This is a genomic window from Actinomadura geliboluensis, assembly GCF_005889745.1.
In the GTDB taxonomy this organism is placed as follows: Bacteria; Actinomycetota; Actinomycetes; order Streptosporangiales; family Streptosporangiaceae; genus Spirillospora; species Spirillospora geliboluensis.
The window spans coordinates 43,228-61,173 of record NZ_VCKZ01000004.1 but is presented as its reverse complement, the minus strand read 5'-3'; the positions used below and the strand labels follow the sequence as shown (position 1 = coordinate 61,173).

Sequence of the window (17,946 nt, the reverse complement as noted above, 5' to 3'; positions counted from 1 at the left end):
CCTCCCCCACACTCGCCCGAGAGCGAGGGCGTAACCGGACATCAGGTGCGAATCACGTCACTCCCCATCTCGCCAGGCAATCGGCTACGGGTCAGGCCGCACCCGAGGCGGTAAGTGATCTAAAAACTAGTTCGGGGCCGCAGTGATCCTCCGGCAGAATGTTCGGGTGAACGCTGGTGATGCTGCAACCTCCGCCGAGACAATCGAAGGCTTAGCGCAGCAGGCGGTGCCCACCTCGGCCCATGCCGTCGTCTTCGAGCAACGCGACGGCCGGACCTTCGTCTGGTCAGCTACAACGGGGCAGGAGAGTGCCGCAGATCCGCAAACACCTCTGGCGTTCCTGGCCACCATCCGCCTGGCGAATGCCAGCGAGCCTGTACAGGTGCGGCTGGTCGAGAGGGACGGCTCCCGGGTTCTTCTGCGGCAACTGGATCCGGGAGAGCCAGAGGCGGAGCGCGTGCCACTATATGACGGCGACGAGTTGACCGTGATGCAAGCCGTATCGCATGTCGGCCTCAACACCAGCCCTACCCCCGGTTCGCCGGAGCAATTCCTGTTCGGCTGCCGGATCGTCCCGGTGAGAACAGAGCCGGGTCGAGTGCTGGCGCGTACTCTCCGGTTCGGGGAACTCGACACTGGGCAGCGGGTCCATGTCAGGCCAGGTGACCAGCTACAACTGGCGGATGTCACCGTAGAGCTGGATCACATCGATAGTCAGGAAAGCGCGACAGCATCCGGACACGTCCCGCTCACCCCCGTGCTGTGGACCTGGCTGAGCATCGGAGAAGCGCACGACGCGACCAGGACCCGTTACCTGCTGGCCGCTGCGCGCCGCCTCGATACCGCGAACCGTCTTCTCATGGTGATGGAAGATCGGCGTGGCGAACTCAAGCGGGACGGGCTGGGAGGCCCAGAGATCAGGCGGAAGTTGTTCGACCTGATCGGTGCGGTAGAGATGGCCGTGATCGCTCTGGGCAGGGCGGTCGACATGGTACGTCAGGCCGCGAATTCGATCGGATGTTCTGTGCCTGTCCCAGCTCAGGTGACCACCAGTTGGCCAGCCCTGCACGAAATCCGCAACGCCTATGAACACATCGAGGATCGCACGCTGGGCCGGGTGCACAAGAAGCCTGATCCAGATGCTTTGACGATCTTCGATCAGCGACGACTGCTGACTCACGACGTCCTCATGTACGGTCAGCACCAACTGGATGTCGCGCACGAGATACCCCAACTGCTCGCCGCAGTGCGCGAATATCTGAAGGACGCGGCGGCCGACGGGTAGGCCCCAAGGCCCGAATGCTGTGCATAGTCGGAGCAGCTTCTTCTTGATCTTCATTTTGACGATCAGCGAGTGGACGTCGGCTAGAAGACTGCTGAAGATCTTGTGGAGGGGCTGTGGGGCTGTGGGCTCGGACAGCCCCTCTGTGGTCAGGGGGTGGCTGGGGCGAGGTGCCCGGCGGAACTCCGGGCGGCCGGAGCAGACGAGCTTGCTGAGTACCTGGCCGAACGCGAGGTCAGGAGCAGCAAGATCCCCTCGGTGGTCACCGCGGCCCTGGACAGCGCCGCCCGGCAGGACGGCGTCTTGCCCGGTGAGGCGACGACAGCGATTTGGGTGCGAGTCTGGCCCGCCGGCTCTTGGACCTGGATCGGGCGATCAGGGACACCACCAAGCTGATCACTGAAGGGTTCCGCGCCCATCCGCAGGCTGAGGTCATCAAGAGCCTTCCCGGCGTGGGCCCCATCCTGGGTGCGGAGTTCATCGTTGCCACCGGCGGTGATGTGTTGGCGGCATTCGCCAGTTCTGGGCGCCTGGCCTCCGCGGGTCTGGTGCCGGTTCCCAAAGAGAAACCGCACCTTCACCCCAGCACCACCCATCAGACCGCTGCGGCTTGACACATCCATTGAGATTCTGCCCAATCAGCACCGCCCGACGAGGCGGACGATCGCGGCCCACTGGTGGTCGAAGGGTGCCGGGAGACGCCTCGGGAGTCCTCGGACGTAACGTTCTCCCTTTAGGCGGCTGCGGCCCGGTGCTCTCAATTCACCACCCATCGCGCCGACGACCTCGGCAGAGATCGTGTTCTGAGCCGCCCACGGGGAACACCACCCGGTTGACCAGGGTCTTGAGCCCTCACCGAAGAGCGTGGCCCCTGCGGCGGGCTGGGGCCACGAACTGCTGGTCGGAGTCGAGCCGTCGAATTCTCTCATTGGGGCGTGGCGTGCCCCTGCGCGGCTCTGAGCTGCACCAACTCCTCGGAAGGAGCACAGCGGTCGAAGGTGACCTGCGGGATCGACTGGGCGGAGCGACACCACAATGTCGCTCTGGTGGAGAGATTCGCAGAGAGCGTGCCCCGGATGACGTCCGCCACCTGCTGGAGGCCCTGCACCGACGCACTTGGCGAGCAGAAAGCGTGACGGCGTGATCTATCTGGTGATCGGCCTGGTCTCGTCGGCGGTCTTGCTCGGCTGCCTGGCGGGACCCGCTCTCGACCGGCTCCGGCGCCCCGCCTGCATCCGGGGATCACCATCGCCTGCTGGGTCGCGGCTCTGGCCGGCACCTTCATCGCCGATATCGGGAGCGGCGGGGCCCGCGCCGCGTCGTCCGGACGCCGCTTCGGTCTTCGTCACAGCCGCCGTAGCCACTCCCCTCCTGGCCGCCGCCGCAACAAGCGCCGAACTGCCCGAGATCTGCTGAGGCCAACCGCCTTGCACCGGCGTGCTCATGGAGAGGGCGATCGGCGGGGACTGAGCACGGCAAGGACCACGGCCACGATCACCAGCGCGGGGACGTCGCCGACCAGATGGCCCCATTCGCTGAGGTCCATCGCGGCGTGCACAGCCATGACGGCGGCGTGGGCGAGGCTGGACCACACGGTGAACCAGATCAGAGACAGATGGTCGAGCGGGTCGCGCGAGGCTCGCATCAGGAAGATCCCGAGCACGGTGTAGATCACCGCGATCATCTGCTCGTACTCAGGCTGTTCAGGTCCCCAGCGAAAACCGGCCTGCCATAGGTTGATCAGTGGGTACACCCCGACGGCAAAGCCGATCCCCACCACGAGCAGGGCCACCCGAAGGCGGCGTTCCTGGGCGCTCCGCACGACGTCAGCAGTCCTCTGGTTTGAGGCCGGCGACGAGGTTGAAGGCGCCGGTGAGCAGGTTGAGGGTAACCAGGCCGACGATCTCGGCGATGACCCGTTCGCTCCAGCCCTGTGCGCGCAGCGCGGTGACGTCTGCATCGGTGAGGGACGCCGGTTCGGTCAGAGTGCGGACCGCAAAGGCCACCAGCGCCGCCTCCCGGGCGTCGGTCGCGGTGCCCTGCCGAGCAAGGTCGATGTCGGTGTCGGTCAGTCCCGCCGCACGACCGGCTTCGGTGTGGGCGGCCAGGCACAGGCCGCAACCGATCCGGCCCTGTAGCGCCAAGGAGATCTTCTCGCTCAGCTGGCGGGGGATTTTGACGCGTCTCATCGCCCGGGACAAATCGAGGTAGCCCTGCAGAAGCGCGGGCGAGTGCGCCATGGTGGCGACCATGTCGCCGACCGAGCCATGACGGCCGACGATGTCTTCAAGGATGTCGCGGGACTTGCCAGGGGCCTCGTGAGGGGCGAGTGCGGACAGGTTCGGCATGGAGTCCTCTCGTGACTTGGAGGTCGACTCATTGTCGCTACCCCTAGGGGGTATGTGTCCAACTTACGGGGAGGGGGTATTCACGGCAAGTCATGCACCTCCAGGCGCCGCTGAGACTGCCGAGGTGTTGTCACAATCGGCTACTTGGGTGGCACATGAGGCCAACCCTCCTACCCTCCGTAGCAGCCATTGCGTCGTCCCCGCCGGGGCAGCGATGGCCCCGCCGAAATCCTGCGGACCCGCAAGGTCCGGGGAACCATCTTCTCCACTGGGGTAAATCCGCTCGTCCCGAGCGGTAGAGCGACTCCGGCCCGAACCCGACAGCTCAGCCGGTAGGCGGCACAGGAGAGGACAGTGCATGCAGCGACGAGCCGCTGGAAACGGAGCGTCGGCCCGCCGCCGGATCATCACCAGCACGGCAGGGACGGCGTCGATAGCCCCTTCACGAGCCTCATGCCCCAACGCCCGCCTCGGCCGAAACGAAGCCGACCCGCAAAGAGCTGACCGCGCAGCAGAAGAAGCTCGCCGATGACACCGAGAAGCTCAGCGAGCAGTACAACGGGTTGCAGGTGCATGTACGCCAGGCCCAGCGCGCCGCCAAGGTCGCCGAGGGCAATTCGAGGGTGAACGCCAAGACCCGCGGCTGCGGGATGCCTTGCTCTACGAGATCCGCACCACCCCCTCGATCCCACGCGACCCGCCTATGACCTTCTGGAAGACCTCCTCCAAGGAATCCGCGGCTGTTGCCTCATCTACCAGGAGTGCGCCGACGCAGACGATGAGACCGACGACGCCTTCGTCGACGCCGTACGCGCCGAAGCCAAGAGGGAACGACACAGACTTACCTGACCGGGCGCCGTTCGCAACTCATCGCTGTCAAGGGGCCGAGCGGGCACGGTGCCAGGCGGTGTTGCGGAGAAGGCGCAGGCCGTTGAGGCCGACGAGGACGGTTGAGCCCTCGTGGCCGGCCACGCCGAGCGGGAGGGGCAGGTGACCTGCCAGATCCCAGATGACCAGGCCGGTGATGAAGACGGCGGCGATGACCAGGTTCTGCACGACGAGGCGTCGTGCTCTGCGGGACAGAGCGATGGCGGTGGGAATGGCGGCCAGTTCGTCGCGGACGATCACAGCGTCGGCGGTCTCCAGCGCGAGGTCGGAGCCCGCGCGTCCCATGGCGATGCCGGTATGCGCTGCAGCCAGCGCGGGGGCGTCGTTGACGCCGTCGCCCACGACCAGGGTCTTGCGTCCGGCGCCCTCCAGTTCGCGTACCGCGGCGACCTTGTCTTGGGGCAGCAGCCCGGCGCGGATGTCGGTGACGCCGACCTCGGTGGCCAGCCGAGCGGCGGCGCGGGGATTGTCGCCGGTGAGCAGGAGCGGGACGGTGCCGGTGAGCGCAGTGAGCGATGCGATGGTGGTCGCGGCGTCCGTGCGCAGGGTGTCGGCGATGCCGAGCACTCCGGACGGGATGCCGTCGATGGTGACCAGCACCGGCGTCCGCCCCTGACTCGCCAGGATGTCGGCCGCGGCCCGAGCGTCGATCATCTCCTGCACGGACCAGCCCGCTCCGGGTGGGAGGTGCTCGGGGCTGCCGACCATGACATTCATACCGTCCACGCGTGCGGTGACTCCCCGTCCGGGGGCGAAGGAGAAGGCGGTCGCTTCGGGGACGTCCAGTTTCCGCATTCGGGCGGCGTCCAGTATGGCGCGTGCCAATGGGTGCTCACTGGGGCGCTCGGCGGCGGCCACCAGGGTGAGGAGCCGGTCCGGTGTCAGATCGCCGCCCGGGAGCGGCCGAATGTCGGTGAGGCGGGGGGTGCCCTCGGTCAGGGTTCCGGTCTTGTCGAAGGCGACCGCATCGATCTGACCGAGCCGTTCCATGACCACGGCTGACTTGATCAGTACGCCGTGCCGGCCCGCGGTGGCGATGGCCGACAGCAGTGGCGGCATGGTCGCCAGCACGACCGCACAGGGTGAGGCGACGATCATGAAGGTCATCGCCCGTTCCAGCGTCGGGACGAGTGCGGCACCGAGCGCCAGCGGCAGCAGGAACAGTGCCAGGGTGGCGGCCACCATGCCGATCGAGTAGCGCTGCTCGATCTTCTCGATAAAGAGCTGTGTCGGTGCCTTGGTACGGGACGCGTCCTCCACCATGGCCACGATGCGGGCGATGACCGAGTCGGACGGGTCGCGCTCGACTCGCACTCGCAGGGCTCCTGTGCCGTTGAGGGTGCCGGCGAACACCTCGTCCCCGGGACGCCGGGGTAGCGGGAGTGGTTCGCCGGTGATGGTGGCTTGGTCGACGTCGCTTTCGCCGTCCAAGACGCGCCCGTCGGCGCCGATCCGCTCTCCCGGCCGCACCAGGATGACGTCTCCGGGTGCGAGTCGGCCTGAGGCGACCGTTTCCTCACCGCCCTGGACGATGCGGGTAGCGGTGACGGGGGCCAGATCGAGCAGGCCTCGGACCGAGTCGGCGGTGCGGGCCGTTGCGATCGCCTCCAGCGCACCGGAGGTGGCGAAGATGACGATCAGCAGTGCACCGTCGAGGACCTGTCCGATCGCCGCCGCCCCCAGGGCCGCCACGATCATCAGCAGGTCGACGTCGAGGGTCTTGTCCTTGAGGGCCTTCAGCCCTTGCCACCCCGGCTCCCAGCCGCCGGTGACGTAAACCAGCAGGTATATCGGCCCCCACGCCCATGCCGGGGCGCCGAGGAGGTGCAGGGGCAGCGCGATGAGAAACAGTGCCAGCGCGGTCGCCGCCCAGCGGGCCTCCGGCAGCGCGAACACCCGTATGGGCCGTTTGGAGGACACCGGCTCCCTGCCGGTCGTCGAAGCCGGCGAGAGCAGGGTGGATGACATGGCGCGAGTTCCCTTCGCCCAGCGGAGGTGATCGACCCACAATACAGGAATACATGAACATCTATTCATGCATTACCTCGCCGTAGACTGGGCGTCATGGGTCATGGAGCCGCCGACGAGGCCGTCCAGCGCAAGCCACTGGACGCGGTCGTCGCCGCGAAGGTAGCCACCACCCTGCAGGCTCTGGCCACCCCTTCACGCCTGCTCATACTCGCTCGGCTGCGTGAGGGCCCGATGCCCGCCACCGAACTCGCCCACGCCGTCGGCATGGAGCAGTCGGCCTGCTCCCACCAGCTACGGCTGCTGCGCAACCTCGGCCTGGTGACCGGTACCCGGCAGGGCCGTTCCGTGGTCTACGCCCTCTACGACGATCACGTCGCAGAACTCCTCGACCAAGCTCTCTACCACGTCGAGCATCTGCAACTCGGCATCACCGACACCTCCCTCGAAGGCGATGTCGATGCCCCGGCCGCCACATCATGACGATGGCGTGGACCGAAGCCAAGCCCATGGCCGGACCACGCACTAGATCGGAGTGCTCACCACAGGCCAGACACCAGGAAGCTGGCTAATACAGACTTCGAGGGCGCTTGTCTGGGCGGACGGCATATCGGCCACGCCGGCAATCTTCGCGATGACGGCGTGGCCGGGGAGGGTGAACACGGCAAGTGGTGGCCGGATCCTTCGGCTGCAGAGTGCAGAAGTGCCGAGGCCGGAGCGCTGGGTGGGGCGCTCCGGCCAGGCGGCGGGTGTTCGTCAGTCCGCGGCCGACAGCAGTTCGCGTGCAGCGATGGCACGGCGCAGTCTGAAGAGCTCCTTTGGCCAGTTGACCGCGACGGCACCGACGAGCCTGCCGCTCCGTCCGAAGCCGATGGAGATTTTCCCTTCTTCGACAGAGCCCGCGATCGCCACGATCTCGTCGGCGATCCGGGGAAGGCCGGCCCACTGGATGCGGGTGCCGTGGACGCGGGTGCCGAAGGAGTGCACCTCGGTGAACGGCTCGGCATCCTGTGGGCCGCGGAGAAGGTTGCGCGCGGCGAGGGCGCCCTGATCATTGGCGTTTGCCCAGTGCTCGATGCGCACGTACTCGTCGTCGAAGACAGCGTGCGGCCAGCGGGCGACGTCTCCCGCCGCCACGATGTTCGCGCGACCTCCGGCGAAGAGCGCGGAGTCGGTGACCAAGCCGTCATCAAGGCGCAGCCCGCTGCCGTCCAGCCACTCCGTATTGGGGAGTACGCCCAGACCAACGATGACCAGGTCGGCCGGGATGGAACGCCCATCGTTCAGCCGGACTGCGCTCACCTGCCCTCTCCCCTCAAGGGATTCCACGCGTGCCCCAGAGACGAGCTCGACCCCGTTCCGCGCGTGGTGTTCGGCGAGCCATCCGGCGACCGTCTCGCCGAGCGGTCCCACCATGGGCGCCGGTGCCGCGTCGATCAAGACCACTTCGATTCCCAGCGCGCGAATCGTTGAACTGACCTCGCCGCCAATGATGCCGCCGCCGATGACAGCGACGCGCCGCGGACCTTCTCGCAGTGCATTGCGCAAGTTCATCGCGTCGTCGAAGGTGCGGAGCAAGTGAACCCCTGCGAGGGACATGGCGGAGTCGTCGAGGCGACGTGGACGGGCCCCAGTCGTGATCACCAGCCCGTCGTAGGGCACCTGCGTGCCGTCGTCGAGTGCGACGGCCTGGCGCGAGGTGTCCAGCCCCACGGCGTTCCGGCCGATCAGCCAGCGCGCGTCCAATTCGTCGTTGCCGGAGAGCGTGACGTCGTCGTCGCCGGTCAGGACGCTCTTGGACAGGGGCGGGCGGTTGTAGGGCAGATGGGGCTCGGCGCCGATCAAGGTGAGGTCACCGGTGTGCCCTTCGTCCCGGAGTGTCTGCGCGGCGCGCAGGCCGGCCAACGATGCGCCGACTACTACGAGCCGATCGAACGTCCTCATGTCATGCCTCCGTGCACGTTGCGGTTGAACGATGGCATACGTTACCCCCGAGGGGTATTGCATCAAGACATTCCAGGAAGGAGACACCTAGGGGCAGGAGTTGCCGATGCTTGATCTCACGTGGCAACATGACACTATCGATACCCCTAGGGGGTACAAGGAGGAAGTATGAGCACCGCCACTTACACCGTCGTCGGCATGACTTGCGGCGGCTGCGCCGGCACCGTCAAGCAGCATGTGGAACGGGTCGCCGGGGTGACCGCCGTGGACGTGGACCTGAGCGGCAGCAATGTCACCGTGACCAGCGACACCCCCATCGACGCGGCCCAGGTCCGGGCCGCGGTCGAGGAGGCCGGATACGAACTGAAGGCATGAGCTGAACACACCACGCACGCACGGATAGAAGAAGTCGGCTGTGCGCCGGCCAAGAAACACGAAGGCGACACCTGGACCGTCCAGGCCGGTTACGGCATCTTGGACGGCCCATCGGTGGACGTCATCCACGTACACGAAGTGTCCAGCCGTGTACGTAGATCCCGCCGTCTCCCTGAGGGCGACAAGCAAGGGACGCTCCTTCGCTGACGAGAACGGCGAGGTGACGGCGACGATCACTGCGAGGCCGTGTTAGGCAGGCCTTGCAGGACCGACGCGAGGGTGGCTGTCGGCGCCCGTCAGGGTCAGCATGTGACCGTCGACGGGGCTAGGAACGACGAGGTGATCATGGTCACCAGCCATTCGGTGACCTGCGCCCGGTCGGCGGGCGCCGCCGACCGGGTCGCCAGGTCGGCGAGGGCGCCGGTCTGGTGGAGTGCGAGCAGTCCGACCATCGCGCGATAGCGAAAGACCACCTCCTCTTCGACCAGGTCGGGAAGGGCCTTTGTGAGCGCCGCCAGGTAGAGGCCCTCCACAGGGTCGACCTGCTCTGCGAACATGCGGCGAACTTCGCCTTCGGGCTCGAACATGACTCGGCCGATGAACCGTGCGACGTGCAGGCCACGTTCGCCGTGCCGGTGGACTAGTTCCGCGCTGGGGACGACGAAGGCCCGTACCAGTGATGCGACGTCCGCGTCGCTCCCGGTCGCCTGCATGTCCCTCAACGCCTTCAGCCGCTCCTCGTTGACCGGGGCCATGGCACGGTCGGCCACGGCCCGCAGCAGCCCTTCCTTGCCGCCGAAGTGGTAGCGGACCGCCGCCACGTTTGCCGTCGCCGCCGCGGTGACGGCGCGCAGGGAGGTGCCGGCGAAGCCGCGTTCGCCGAACAGTTCCTCGGCCGCGTCCAGAATCCGGGCCTTGGTGGCGACACCGAGTGCACTCACGGGCGCCAAGTTTAAACGATCGTTTGACTGCGCATGGATCGCCGTGCTTGATTTAAACGATCGTTTGAATCTCTGGGAAGGGCGTGGAGTCCATGACGTTCGTTGAGACCGACCCTCGACACGATCCGCCGAGCGCCGGCCACGATCGCCGGCTCGTAGTGCTGGCGGTGATGTGCGTGGCCCTCATCGCGGTGGTCGGCATGCTCGTCTCACTGGCAGTGGCCCTGCCAGGCCTGGGCCGGGACCTCGGTGCTACTGAGGCGCAACTGCAATGGGTAATGAACTCCTACGGCGTCGCCTTCGCGGGGCTGCTCCTCCCCGCAGGCGCGCTGGGCGACCGCTACGGGCGCAAGGGCGGGCTCCTCGCCGGTCTGCTCGTCTTCGCGGGCGCCTCACTGGGTGTGCTGTGGGTGGAGGACACCGGCCTCCTCATCGCTCTGCGCGCAGCCGCCGGCATGGGCGCGGCGCTCGTCATGCCGATGACGCTGTCGATCATCACCAACGTATTCCCCCCGGAAGAGCGCGGCCGCGCCGTCGGCGTCTGGTCCGGGGTGTTCGGCGGCGGAGGACTGGTCGGCATCCTCGTCGCGGGCGGACTGCTTGAGGCGTTCTCGTGGCGTTCGCTGTTCGCGTTCAACGCGGCGTTGGCCGCCGCCGCACTCGTCGCCACGGCGCTTCTGGTCCGGACGTCGCGGAATCCGGACGCCACGCCCCTCGACCTGCCCGGCGCAGCCCTCTCGGTGACTGGTGTGACCGCTCTCGTCTTCTCAATCGTGGAGGGGCCCGAACGAGGATGGAGTGACCCCCTCGTCATCGCGGGCTTCGCAGTAGCCGCAGCCGGATTCGCCCTGTTCGCCTGGTGGGAACTGCGCGCCCGCCACCCCATGCTCGATCTGCGGGTTTTCCGCCTGGGCGGCGTGTCCGGCGGGTCGCTGGTCATCCTGGTCGAGTCGCTGGTGACGTTCGGCCTGTTCTTTCTCATCCTGCAGTTCCTGCAGCAGATCCTCGGCTACACGGCGTTCGAGGCGGGCCTGGGCCTACTCCCGCTGGCCGTCGCGATGATCGTGATCTCACCAACGGCGCCGCGGCTCGGGCACCGGTACGGTCTCGTTCCGGTCGTCGGCCTGGGACTGGTGATCATCGCAGGGGGGCTGGTCGTCCTGTCTCTCATCGACGCGGGATCGGGGTTCTGGCCGGTCGCCGTGGGCGGCGCTCTGATCGGGACCGGAGTCGCCTACGCGGCCACGCCCGCGACGGACGCGATCGTGGCCGCGCTTCCGCCCGCACGACAGGGCGTGGCCGCCGCCCTTAACGACGTCAGCCGCGAACTCGGGGCAGTGCTCGGCATCGCGATCCTGGGCAGCATCTTCAACAGCGGCTACCGCGCCGGAGTGACGTCGGTGAACACCCTCCCGGCTCATCTGCGCGACACGGCCGCTGACTCGCTCGCCGGCGCGCTGCTCATCGCCGAAAGGATCGGCGGACGGCCGGGAGCCCAGCTCGAGGACGCCACGAAGGACGCCTTCGCCGGCGGCATGAGCAGCGCCCTGCTCGCTGGTGTGGTGATCGTCGTTCTCGGAGGTGCCTGCTCTCTGCTCCTGCTGAGGCTGGGCACCAAGCGATCGGACGCCTGACGATGCCTCTCGGCCCCCCCGCGTGGTTGCGGGGCCATCACGACAGGAAACCCATATACCCCCAAGGGGTACGGGTACCATCGAGTGCATGACGACACCGAAGGCCTCCGCACCGACTCGCGGGTACACGGCGACCAAGGAGCAACTCCAGGTCCGCCTGCGCCGAATCGAAGGGCAGGTGAGGGGGATCCAGTCGATGGTCGAGGAGGACCGGTACTGCATCGACGTCCTCACCCAAATCTCGGCCATCCAGGCAGCACTGGACAAGGTCGCGCTCGGACTCTTGGACGACCATGTCCGGCATTGCATGAGCCGAGCAAATGACGAGGGGCGTGAAGAGGAGGTCAGGACGGAGATGATGGCGGCCGTCGGTCGGCTCATGCGCAGGGGATAACTCGCTTGTCCTGGCCGATGGACCTACCCCGCACCGCCCTGCCGCCGCTGATGTCTTTCGCACTGAGGTGGGGCAGCTCCTACATCCCTTGGACGCGGCGCCGGCCCACCCTACGACCGCACCGCCACCGGCGCGTTCACCGTCGCGCGCGGCGGCAAGGCGGAACCGTCCGGCTCCCGCCCCGTCCGCTGGGCCGCCGAGGACGCCCCGCGAGCCACCACCGACCGACACAGGGGCCCCGGAAACAGCATCGGCCGAGGCGGCTGTAGCCTCTGATCTACTAATATGGCTAGTAGATTGGGGTTGAAAGATGGGCGGCGGGGTCGGCGAGCTCGTTGCCGGAGGGCCGCTTCTTCTTGCGGCACCCATTGCGGCCGCCGCGGGGGCGGTGTCGTTCTTGTCCCCCTGCTGCCTGCCGCTCGTTCCTGGCTACCTTTCGTACGTGACGGGAATGGCGGGTGCCGATTCTCAAGGTGTCGGCACATCTACGGGAGGCCGCCAACGAGCGCCGGGGCGAGCGCGGACCGCGTTCGGCACGGCACTGTTCGCTCTCGGGTTCTCCGCAGTGTTCGCCGCCTACGGAGCACTGTTCGGCGGGCTTGGCGCAGCCTTGGTCACGTACCAGTCGCTCCTGACTCGGATTCTCGGCGCTCTGGTGATCGTGCTCGGCCTGGCGTTCATGGGGGTCCTTGATCGGGTGCCGTGGCTGGCTCGTTCAATGCGCCCGTCTTGGCGGCCACGGGCGGGCCTCGCGGGTGCACCCCTGCTCGGGGTCGTCTTCGGCCTGGGGTGGACGCCGTGCATCGGTCCCACCCTGGCAGCCGTTCTCAGCCTGTCGACGGCGACCGGAACCGCCGGCCGCGGAGCGCTCCTGTCCTTGGTGTACGGCCTCGGACTGGGCGTCCCATTCTTGTTGGCCGCGCTGGGGGTCAGCTGGGTGATGCGGGCCTTCGACGTGGCGCGACAGCAGGCCCGCACTCTCACCCGATTGGGTGGAGCCATGCTCGTCCTCGTGGGAGTTTTGCAGGTCACAGGAGTCTGGACACGTCTGATCACCTTGATGCAGGGCTGGGTCCAGGGTTACACCGTGCCGTTGTGACGATCCGTCCTGCAGGTCGAGGCATGGAGGTATCGTCTGGTACGACAGATGCGTAGTAGTCCGAGGAAAGGACGTCGATGGCGCTCGGCAGTCTGGAGTCCGAGATCATGGATGTTCTCTGGGGCGCGCGCCGGCCACTGACAGTCCGAGAGACGTTGGACGCGCTCAATGACAATCGGACACCTCCGTTGGCTTACACCACCGTGCTCACCGTGATGAGCCGACTGGCTGAGAAGGGCGCCCTGACCCGCACCGCCCGCGGGCGCGGTCACGCCTACGAACCCGCCGCCGACGACGAGGCGGCGCTGGCGGTGCAGGGCGTGCTGCGCACCTATGGCGACGCAGCGGTCAGCCACTTCCTCGACCAAGCGGCCACCGACCCGGCCCTCCGAGAGCGGCTCCAAGCGCTCCTGAAGCAGGATTCATGACGCTCCGGCCAATGGACACCGGCAACCGCGCGTTCTGGACACTGGTCGGGATATCGCTGGCTTTCCGCATCCTCCTCGCCTATGGGATCTGCTGCCTGGCGATGGTGATCTGGACGGCCGTCCGGGACGGTGGCGTCACAACCCTGTGGACAACCCGGCTCGACCTGCTCCCGGGCACGCTGATTCTTGCCCTGACCAGCGTCGGCACGCTGAAGGGCGCATGGTCACTAGGTCAGTCGTTGTGGCACACCCGCACCTTTACGGACACCGTTCGGCGATATCGCGGCCCTGTGCCATCGGACCTGCGTGTGCTCACCGACCGGCTACGGATCGGCTCACGAATCCGCGTGATCGCCACCTCCCGTCCGTTCGCGCTCACCTACGGGCTTCGCCGACCTCGCATCCTGGTCAGCACTGGTCTCCTGAACTCACTCAACGAAGATGAACTCGCGGCCGTGCTCGCACACGAACGCGCCCACCTGCGGAACCGCGACCCGCTGAAGACCCTCTGCGCTCGTGTGCTCTTGGCCCGGCATTTCTACCTACCAGGGATGGACCATCTGCGGCACCGCTTCACCATGGGACGCGAACTGGCCGCCGATCGGCGTGCCCTCGCCCAGCACGGGACCACGGCTCTCGCCGGATCACTGCTCAAAGTCTCGGAGGGGCCGGCCTGGGCCAGGTCCGCCCCGGCTGCGGCCATGGCCAGCGATGACCTTCTCTCGGCGCGGATCACCCAACTCGAAACCGGAACAGAACCCCCGCTGCCACGCCTGAGCCGCGTAGGCCGCGTTGGCGCCGTCCTCTCCGTAACGGCCTTCGCCGCCGCCTGTGTTTGGACAGCACTGGTCATCGGCCAGTCCACACCTATCTGCATGTTCTAGCAGGCTGAAGCGACTTCGCCCCGGGTTGTCGACATGTCGCGTGAGAAGGACTTAAGCCTCGCCTCGTTGCTCTCTCCCGTACTGGCTGACGGCCGCGTTCCATTCCTCTGGGCGGAGTGTGTCCTGGCAGCTACTCGGGCAGTCCCACGCCAGCGGGAGCCGGCGGATCACCCGGCCGCGTGACCGGATCTCCTTGAACGCGGTCGGACTCAAGGTTCCCGGCATGCGGGGCAGTTCTGCTGTTTCACGACCCGGACTGTAGCGACCGGGTCGCCTAGCGTCATCTCCTCGGGCAGCTCTCATGGCCAGCGCCACGTCCCAATACCGCAGGCGGGCGCCATCTTTGCATCAGTCGCTAGTCACTTGGGAAGCAACCTTGCCTACACGGGGGCGCCGCAGTAGCAGGTAGACCACAGTAGCTATCCCGGCCAGGATGACCGGGCCGAGGAATGAGAGCCGGTCGGGTGAGCTGCGCAGTAGATCTGCATGGAGCTGCTGGTTGACGTCCAGCGCGACCAGAAGCGTCGCAGCGACTCCCCCAAAGACGCGCCGATTGGCGATGCGGACGTTGATCCATCGTCCTGCGGTGAATCCAACCACATGCCGTATCAGCAGGCTGATGGCACCAAGGACGAGCGGAAACGCGACGGGGTTGTAGCGCCACGCCGTCGAGAGATCAGCGCTCATCAGCGAGTGCACGCTGCGGGTGCCGCCGCACAGCGGGTCCATGATCCCGGCGTAGTGCAAAGGGCCGTGCACATCTATCGGCGGAAGACCGAAGAGCGCCATGGCAGCGCCGGCGAACAGCCCGATCACGGCAAGCTCGGTGAGCCTCCTGTGGAGGTCCTGCCCGTCCATGGTGATCTGGAGGGGTTGCCATCGGCCCATCATCGATACCCCGCTTCCGGCCGGTGTGCCGGGCCGGCATACCGCTTCCTCTACTACCTCTCATAGTAAGCACGAAACCGTCGGGGACCGGCAGGTGGGGGTTAGCCATGCGCACTGACGTGAGGCATGATCTCCTACAGCACGTAGGAGAATGTGGATTTCGGGGGAGGTGCCAGCATGCAACCGTATGTAGCGGTGCTCGCGCTTCTGGGGTTGCTGGCGGCCGTGGTCGCAGCCGCCTACGCCTTGTCGTTCGCCTATGCGCCACCGGGTGCTCCAGGCATCGGGCCGTACCTGTCGGGCGGTCGCCCCCAAGAGCACGCACTGTCGCGCTATCACGTGCGCTGGTACGTCGTGACGATGGTCTTCCTGGCCTTCGACATGGAGATGGTCTTCATGTATCCGTGGGCGGTGGTGGTCGCCTCAGTGGGGACGAAGGCCGTCGTCGAGATGTTCGCGTTCCTCGCGCTCCTGATCGTCGGTGTCGTTTACGCGTGGCGCGAAGGGGCGTTCCGATGGGCCTGACGGCACGGCTCCTCCGCTTCGCCCACGCGCATCCCCGAGCCTTCGTCATCGCGGCACCTGGAGCGACACGAATCAGGTTGCTCCTCGAGGCCGAACTTCGTCGACGCCACGGTCGTGTGGTCTCGTCGCCCGCGGCGGCGGCAACGCTCATCGTTTGCGGACGACCCGGCCCAGAGCTGGCGGCGGCGGTGGACACGATCTGGGAGGACATGCCAGGGCCGAGGTCTCTCGTCCGGCTGGCTGAGTCCGCAGCGCCCGAGGAGATCGCCGCAAAACTCGATCAGGCGGCCGAAGAACTTGCGGACACCGCAGCACAGCGGGCAGATGCCGAGACCCGCAGAGTGCACGGACCATGGTCTCCCGGCGATGGCGACGGGATGGATGAGCACGGCGACCATGCGCCCGGCCACGAGCACCACCACGCGGCCTCTTCCGAGTCAGACGAGGCTGACGACCACGAAGCGATGCGGCATGAGAAGCAGGACCACGACAGCCACGACAGTGAGCACGACCAGGGCGCTGACTCAGGTCATGCAGGACACGGTGGGGGTTCGTCCGCCGAGGAAGAACCACGTGGCGAGCAAATGGAGCATGAGGGTCACGCCGGCCACGGTCTCCCAGCCGGGGGACACGGCGACCATGCCGGCGGGCACGGCGGCCATCAGCATCACATGGGGGCGCCGATGGGGCTGGCCATGGCCGAGCGAGCGGCGGACCGAGACGGCTTGAAGCTCGACGTGCTGCACGTCCCGCTCGGGCCGGCTCTTTCTGACTGGCCCGCCGGCCTTGTACTCCACTTGACGCTTCAGGGCGATGTCGCCCAGGCCGTAGAGGTTGCCGTGATGGCCGGCTCAACGGAAGGTCCGTCCTTCTGGGACGAGCCGTGGCTGCGCTCGGCAGCGGGAGAGCAGGTGACGACCGCGGACACTGAACGCCGACGGGCCGCGAGCCATCTCGACAGCGTGGGCCGACTTCTGGCCGTCGCGGGTTGGGAGAGTGCTGCCGACCGGGCCCGCGAACTGCGTGACGAGATCATCGCTGGTGCGCCCGGGAGCGATGTGGCGCCTCGGGTCGCCAAGCTCGTACGACGCACCAGCAGGTCGAAAACGCTGCGGTGGATGCTCAGCGACGTCGGCGTCATCGATCGGGAAATGGCTGATCGTCACGGTCTGACTGGGCCACCCGCCCGCCATCTCGGTGACGCGTTCGCCCGGCTGACCGTTTGGCTCGACGAGATCGGCCAAGCCATGGGACAGCTGGACGATCCCGCGCCTCTGCAGGGAACCGACGGCCCGCGTGGTCCAGTAGAAGCAGAACCGAGCACTGCGGTTCTCGCTCTGCTTCCCGAACTGCTGGAGGGCGCGGAACTGGCGGCCGTGAGGCTGACGGTCGCGAGCCTGGACCCAGATCTTGACCACATAGCAGTGCCGATGGAGGTCTCCGGTGAGTGAGACGACACCGGTCTGGGCCGTCGTGGCACTGCCCCTCGTCCTGGCTGCCCTGACGTACTCGGCCGCGGCGATGGACACGACTTTCCGTTCCGGCGGTGGTCCGGTCGCCCCGTTGCGGGAGGGCGCCCGGCTGATCGTCCAGCAGCGGCGGCGCACTCTTGCGCCGGACGTCCTGCTCATGCGCATCGGCGTGATCAGCCTTCCCACGGCGGCTCTGCTGGCGGCAACGGTGGTCCCCCTCGGCGACACGAGCGTGTGGAACCTGCCGGTGAGCGTCGTGTGGTTCAACGCAATGGAGGTCGTGGCATGGGGCTCGCTGTGGTTGACCGGTTGGGGCGTCAACTCGGCGTTCCCACTGGTGGGCGGCTACCGGTTCCTGGCTCAGGGCTTGGCCTACGAACTGCCGCACATGTTCGCCCTCATCACCGCAGGCCTAGGCGCGGGCTCGCTCAACTTCGGTGAGGTGGCCGCCGCGCAGAACGACCTGTGGTTCGTCGTCTGGATGCCAGTTGCGTTCGCGGTCTACCTGCTGTCCGCCCTCGCAATGACCTTCTGGGGACCGTTGGGCCATCCGGTCGCGGACGATCTGGCGGGCGGGGTCGCGGCCGAGTTGTCAGGTCCGGACAGGCTGCTGTTCTTCGTCGGCCGTTTCGCATTGCTGACCGTCGCGGCGGCGGCCGCCGTGCCGCTGTTCCTTGGCGGCGGCGCCGGGCCATGGCTGCCGGAATGGGCGTGGTCGCTGATCAAGACGTGCGCGGTGCTGGCAGTGCTCGTCTGGGTCCGCCAGCGGTTCCCGGTGATCAGGATGGACCGCTTCATGACCGCCGCCTGGATGGTCCTGATCCCGGCCACGCTGCTGCAGACCCTGGTCGTCGGCATCGTGGTCGTGAACTGAGG

The 17,946-nt window shown here is 67.2% G+C and carries 18 protein-coding genes, 1 pseudogene and 1 riboswitch; of the genes and pseudogenes, 12 read left to right on the top strand and 7 right to left on the bottom strand.

The window, feature by feature from the left end:
• Positions 1-166 precede the first annotated feature (166 nt).
• On the top strand, positions 167-1,285 hold the full coding sequence (locus ETD96_RS01575) for a light-mediated development protein DET1 (protein WP_138632798.1): 1,119 nt from the start codon (positions 167-169) through the stop codon (positions 1,283-1,285).
• A gap of 270 nt (positions 1,286-1,555) precedes the next feature.
• Positions 1,556-1,848: pseudogene (locus tag ETD96_RS01570) on the top strand (transposase); the annotation flags it as partial.
• Between the two features lie 875 nt (positions 1,849-2,723).
• Here ETD96_RS01570 and ETD96_RS01565 read toward each other — a convergent pair.
• The 4 genes from ETD96_RS01565 to ETD96_RS01555 all read right to left on the bottom strand — a co-directional run bounded on the left by ETD96_RS01565 (position 2,724) and on the right by ETD96_RS01555 (position 6,438).
• Entirely contained in the window at positions 2,724-3,074 is a 351-nt protein-coding gene (locus tag ETD96_RS01565; protein ID WP_205719051.1) for a DUF6632 domain-containing protein, read from the bottom strand.
• A 34-nt stretch (positions 3,075-3,108) separates the two neighbouring features.
• Positions 3,109-3,630, bottom strand: coding sequence for a carboxymuconolactone decarboxylase family protein (locus ETD96_RS01560; protein WP_138632789.1), 522 nt, complete (start codon positions 3,628-3,630; stop codon positions 3,109-3,111).
• A gap of 211 nt (positions 3,631-3,841) precedes the next feature.
• A riboswitch (cyclic di-AMP (ydaO/yuaA leader) is annotated at positions 3,842-3,985 on the top strand.
• 305 nt (positions 3,986-4,290) lie between these two features.
• Entirely contained in the window at positions 4,291-4,467 is a 177-nt protein-coding gene (locus ETD96_RS44350; RefSeq protein WP_171068801.1) for a hypothetical protein, read from the bottom strand.
• A gap of 39 nt (positions 4,468-4,506) precedes the next feature.
• Positions 4,507-6,438 carry a heavy metal translocating P-type ATPase gene (locus ETD96_RS01555; protein ID WP_274704584.1) on the bottom strand — a complete coding sequence of 644 codons (1,932 nt, stop codon included), beginning with the start codon at positions 6,436-6,438 and terminating at the stop codon, positions 4,507-4,509.
• A gap of 144 nt (positions 6,439-6,582) precedes the next feature.
• Between ETD96_RS01555 and ETD96_RS01550 the strand changes: the two genes are divergently transcribed.
• Positions 6,583-6,969, top strand: a complete 387-nt coding sequence (locus ETD96_RS01550) for an ArsR/SmtB family transcription factor (protein WP_138632782.1) — start codon at positions 6,583-6,585, stop codon at positions 6,967-6,969.
• A gap of 273 nt (positions 6,970-7,242) precedes the next feature.
• Here the strand turns inward: ETD96_RS01550 and ETD96_RS01545 are convergent, their stop codons facing one another.
• On the bottom strand, positions 7,243-8,430 hold the full coding sequence (locus ETD96_RS01545) for an NAD(P)/FAD-dependent oxidoreductase (RefSeq protein WP_138632779.1): 1,188 nt from the start codon (positions 8,428-8,430) through the stop codon (positions 7,243-7,245).
• Between the two features lie 168 nt (positions 8,431-8,598).
• Between ETD96_RS01545 and ETD96_RS01540 the strand changes: the two genes are divergently transcribed.
• On the top strand, positions 8,599-8,805 hold the full coding sequence (locus tag ETD96_RS01540) for a heavy-metal-associated domain-containing protein (RefSeq protein WP_138632776.1): 207 nt from the start codon (positions 8,599-8,601) through the stop codon (positions 8,803-8,805).
• 302 nt (positions 8,806-9,107) lie between these two features.
• Here ETD96_RS01540 and ETD96_RS01535 read toward each other — a convergent pair whose 3' ends face one another.
• A complete protein-coding gene (locus ETD96_RS01535) occupies positions 9,108-9,746 on the bottom strand; it encodes a TetR/AcrR family transcriptional regulator (RefSeq protein ID WP_171068800.1) in 639 nt (212 codons plus the stop codon).
• Between the two features lie 92 nt (positions 9,747-9,838).
• Here ETD96_RS01535 and ETD96_RS01530 point away from each other — a divergent pair, with 92 nt between their 5' ends.
• From ETD96_RS01530 to ETD96_RS01510, 5 genes are all read left to right on the top strand, one after another.
• On the top strand, positions 9,839-11,380 hold the full coding sequence (locus ETD96_RS01530) for an MFS transporter (protein ID WP_138632769.1): 1,542 nt from the start codon (positions 9,839-9,841) through the stop codon (positions 11,378-11,380).
• 88 nt (positions 11,381-11,468) lie between these two features.
• On the top strand, positions 11,469-11,774 hold the full coding sequence (locus tag ETD96_RS01525; RefSeq protein WP_138632766.1) for a metal-sensitive transcriptional regulator: 306 nt from the start codon (positions 11,469-11,471) through the stop codon (positions 11,772-11,774).
• A 310-nt stretch (positions 11,775-12,084) separates the two neighbouring features.
• Positions 12,085-12,873, top strand: coding sequence for a cytochrome c biogenesis CcdA family protein (locus ETD96_RS01520; protein WP_138632763.1), 789 nt, complete (start codon positions 12,085-12,087; stop codon positions 12,871-12,873).
• A 77-nt stretch (positions 12,874-12,950) separates the two neighbouring features.
• The gene (locus ETD96_RS01515) at positions 12,951-13,301 is read left to right on the top strand and encodes a BlaI/MecI/CopY family transcriptional regulator (RefSeq protein WP_138632760.1); all 351 of its coding nucleotides are present in this window, start codon (positions 12,951-12,953) and stop codon (positions 13,299-13,301) included.
• An 11-nt stretch (positions 13,302-13,312) separates the two neighbouring features.
• Positions 13,313-14,185, top strand: coding sequence for a M56 family metallopeptidase (locus tag ETD96_RS01510; RefSeq protein ID WP_171068799.1), 873 nt, complete (start codon positions 13,313-13,315; stop codon positions 14,183-14,185).
• Positions 14,186-14,533: 348 nt separating this feature from the next.
• Here the strand turns inward: ETD96_RS01510 and ETD96_RS01505 are convergent, their stop codons facing one another.
• Positions 14,534-15,043 (bottom strand): DUF2752 domain-containing protein, encoded by a 510-nt coding sequence (locus ETD96_RS01505; RefSeq protein ID WP_240807088.1) that lies wholly within the window; start codon positions 15,041-15,043, stop codon positions 14,534-14,536.
• A gap of 207 nt (positions 15,044-15,250) precedes the next feature.
• Between ETD96_RS01505 and ETD96_RS01500 the strand changes: the two genes are divergently transcribed.
• From ETD96_RS01500 to ETD96_RS01490, 3 genes are read left to right on the top strand one after another with little or no spacing between them, the layout of a single operon-like run.
• Positions 15,251-15,598: an NADH-quinone oxidoreductase subunit A gene (locus tag ETD96_RS01500; protein WP_138632754.1), complete on the top strand. Its 348-nt coding sequence runs from the start codon at positions 15,251-15,253 to the stop codon at positions 15,596-15,598.
• Positions 15,589-17,049 carry a hypothetical protein gene (locus ETD96_RS01495; RefSeq protein ID WP_138632751.1) on the top strand — a complete coding sequence of 487 codons (1,461 nt, stop codon included), beginning with the start codon at positions 15,589-15,591 and terminating at the stop codon, positions 17,047-17,049. The genes ETD96_RS01500 and ETD96_RS01495 overlap by 10 nt, the downstream gene beginning before the upstream one ends.
• Positions 17,042-17,944 carry a complex I subunit 1 family protein gene (locus ETD96_RS01490; RefSeq protein ID WP_138632748.1) on the top strand — a complete coding sequence of 301 codons (903 nt, stop codon included), beginning with the start codon at positions 17,042-17,044 and terminating at the stop codon, positions 17,942-17,944. The genes ETD96_RS01495 and ETD96_RS01490 overlap by 8 nt, the downstream gene beginning before the upstream one ends.
• The last annotated feature ends 2 nt before the right edge of the window (positions 17,945-17,946 follow it).